This is a genomic window from Rossellomorea vietnamensis NBRC 101237 (assembly GCF_001591825.1).
GTDB classification, from domain to species: Bacteria; Bacillota; Bacilli; order Bacillales; family Bacillaceae_B; genus Rossellomorea; species Rossellomorea vietnamensis.
This window is the reverse complement of sequence record NZ_BCVQ01000095.1, coordinates 1-2763: the sequence shown is the minus strand read 5'-3', so window position 1 is coordinate 2763 and position 2763 is coordinate 1. Positions and strand designations below refer to the sequence as shown.

Here is a 2763-nt window from a genome sequence, read left to right as displayed (position 1 = left end):
GTGGGTTCACATATTGGATAAGGGTGAAGCAATATTTACTTCACCCCAACATTTGACGTTGAACCTTTTTTTGAGGACTATAATGTAAAAGGCGGACGCTTTGAAACTTCGTAATATTGGAACCAGAACCTGAACTCGTCGAACAAAACAGTACAATCGAACTTGAAATTCTCAAAGAAATCCTCGAGTAATTCGGCGTCGGCATCGTCCATGATGCCTGTCACATAAAGGGGAGTCTTGAATCTCTTGTATAAATCCTCATATCCATAGAAGCCGAACAGATCTTCCAACTGCTCATCGTTCATGGTATCACCTTCCTTACTGTTAGGATTTCTATTCCTTCTAAAAATATCCATAAAAAAACAGCATCGGAGGGATTCCGTGCTGTTTTCATCAAGATTTCAATTCGGTGTAGACGACAAGCCGCTTGCTGTAATTTCGTGCAGAATGGTCAAAGTCACCTGTGCAGGTGATAAGATTTAGGGAGCTTGCAGGAGAGTAACCAAAGATTGATTTCAAGGGAGCGTCGTCCCATGGGTATTCCTTCTTGTCTATCACGACAAAGGTCCTCTTTTCGCCTTCTTTATTTTTGACGATGATTTCATCGCCCTTTGAAAGCTTATTCAGCTTATAAAAAACGGCAGGACCATTCCGGCTGTCCACGTGACCACCGATCACGGCATTTCCAGGTTCACCGGGCTTGTAACCACCCTGGTACCATGCAGTCGTCTCAAAGCTTTCCGTTACGGCCATTTCGCCATTTTCCTTCAACCCAACCGCTTCGATGCTTGTGGAAACATCGATGGCAGGGATTTCGATGGCAGCCGGTACGATTCCACTTCTTTCATCCTTTATGATCGTATCTGCAAATTGAGAAGGGGAAGTGGTGGTGCTGGCCATCTGAGTTACTGGCTCTTCCTGACCATTGGAAGTTTTCGCCTTTTCTTCTGTGGAATTTGAACTAATTCCTGCAGAACAGGCAGAAATGGGCAATAGTACAAGCACAAGCAGTACAACCCTCATAGTATACATTATGTGAAGCCACTCCTTTCATCTTCACACTGGGGGACGGACCTATTATAGGTCCGTCCCTCTCATGTTAAAGATTATTGTTTATGTGAAGCGTATTTTTTCATTCCAAGGGTTGTACCACCCGCGATGATCAGTAGGGCTGCCAGAAGGTATTCGAATGGGAATTCATTGTTGTCGGCCGTTCCCCCCATACCGGTATTAGGCATTTCAGAAGGCATATTGGTTTTGAACTTGTCAGGGAATTGATCTGCGAAAGCTCCTGATAAACCTTTTGCAGGATTCAGCATATGCTCATATGACATGCGGATTCCATCCCAGGCCTTTTCATAGTCACCTGCCACATAGCTGTCGAAAGCACCAATCAATTGTTCAACGTGCATTTGAAGGCCCTCTGCAAGAGCGTCTGACTTTAATCGGCCGTCTGTGGCTGTTTCCAGGAATTTAGAGAATTCAGCACGGTATCCATCGAGATTCTTGATTGCTTCTTCTTTTGCGGCTTCATCTTCAGCCCCGGTCGCTTTTACATAGTCCACGAAGAATCCGATGTGTTTCGACCACATGTCCTTGAATTGGTTTCCGGCATCTTCACCGTATACTGATGCGATGGCTGCTGAAAGATCTTCCGTGTTGGCATTCAGTGCATTGACGGAGGCGTCAAAATCTTTAGAACCGTCGATCCCGTTTTGCATCGCCATCGTGGCAAGGGCAGCATGCTCTGTTAAAAGATGGTTAAGCGTAGAGCGTAAATCCGTTGCCGGTGTTACCGCCATCGTATTTTCGAATTTGTCCGGGTATTGGTCCGTAATCGCACTTGATAGTCCTTTTGCTACCATTCCCATATGACCGATTGCTTCACGCTCATATTCATAAGCCTTCTCATAGTCGCCGGCTACATAACTATCAAATGCGCCGATCAGCTGGTTGATATGCATTTGAAGACCTTCTGCCAAACTATCGGATTTTAAACGTTCACCCGTTGCTGTCTCAAGGAAATTAGAGAATTCTTCTTTATATCCTGATAGATTCTTAAGGGCTTCATCTTTTGCAGCCTGATCATTGGCACCTGTTGCTTTGACATAATCAACGAAGTATCCGATATGATTGGTCCAGATTGTATTGAACTGATTTCCTGCTTCTTCACCATAAACGGAGGCGATCGCGCCTTTTAAATCGGCTGCGTTATCATTTAAAGCACCGGCAGCCGCATCGAAATCTTCAGCGCCTTCTGCTCCGCGTCTCATGGCTTCAACCGCTAAGTATGCATGTTCAGTAAGTAAGCGATCCAATGTTGTTCTTAATTCCCCTGCCGGAGTATCGACTTTCGTCATGGAATGATCTTCACCGTTGTGTGCTGATACTGCACCTGCAGTCGGAATCAATAACGTCATACTTAAAGGGACGGCTAAATAACTTTTTTTCATTTTCATAATAGTATCTCTCCTTTTGATTTTTTATATTTTCATAAAGCTAACGACAGAAGTTGAAACATGGATCACTTTTTTTGAAACTTTTTTCTATTCTTTTTAATTAGGTTAAAAAGTAGAGTGATAGATATAGAATGAATCTAGCCTCTTTTACTATGTAATCCTTTTTAAAAAAAGTAGAATGGATAAAAGCAAAACATTTGTTCATTGTTTGTATAACCTCTGTTACATAGGACTTAATTCCCTGGTTCGAATTTATCGAACATTTCGATATTCGAAAAAGATGGAACAAAGATCAAGAAGACAT

3 protein-coding genes are annotated in these 2763 nt (G+C 43.0%); all 3 read right to left on the bottom strand.

Annotated features, from left to right (window positions below):
* Window positions 1-77 precede the first annotated feature (77 nt).
* Complete coding sequence (locus tag BVI01S_RS21735) at window positions 78-305, bottom strand: hypothetical protein (protein ID WP_034761211.1); 228 nt, start codon at window positions 303-305, stop codon at window positions 78-80.
* 88 nt (window positions 306-393) lie between these two features.
* Complete coding sequence (locus BVI01S_RS21730) at window positions 394-1032, bottom strand: class F sortase (RefSeq protein WP_061811536.1); 639 nt, start codon at window positions 1030-1032, stop codon at window positions 394-396.
* 74 nt (window positions 1033-1106) lie between these two features.
* Entirely contained in the window at window positions 1107-2459 is a 1353-nt protein-coding gene (locus BVI01S_RS21725) for a hypothetical protein (RefSeq protein WP_061811535.1), read from the bottom strand.
* Between the last annotated feature and the right edge of the window lie 304 nt (window positions 2460-2763).

Excerpts from the sequence above, each read along its gene's own strand:
- BVI01S_RS21725 (WP_061811535.1), bottom strand. The coding sequence starts at position 2,459 with ATGAAAATGAAAAAAAGTTATTTAGCCGTCCCTTTAAGTATGACGTTA.
- BVI01S_RS21730 (WP_061811536.1), bottom strand. The coding sequence starts at position 1,032 with ATGTATACTATGAGGGTTGTACTGCTTGTGCTTGTACTATTGCCCATT.
- BVI01S_RS21735 (WP_034761211.1), bottom strand. The coding sequence starts at position 305 with ATGAACGATGAGCAGTTGGAAGATCTGTTCGGCTTCTATGGATATGAG.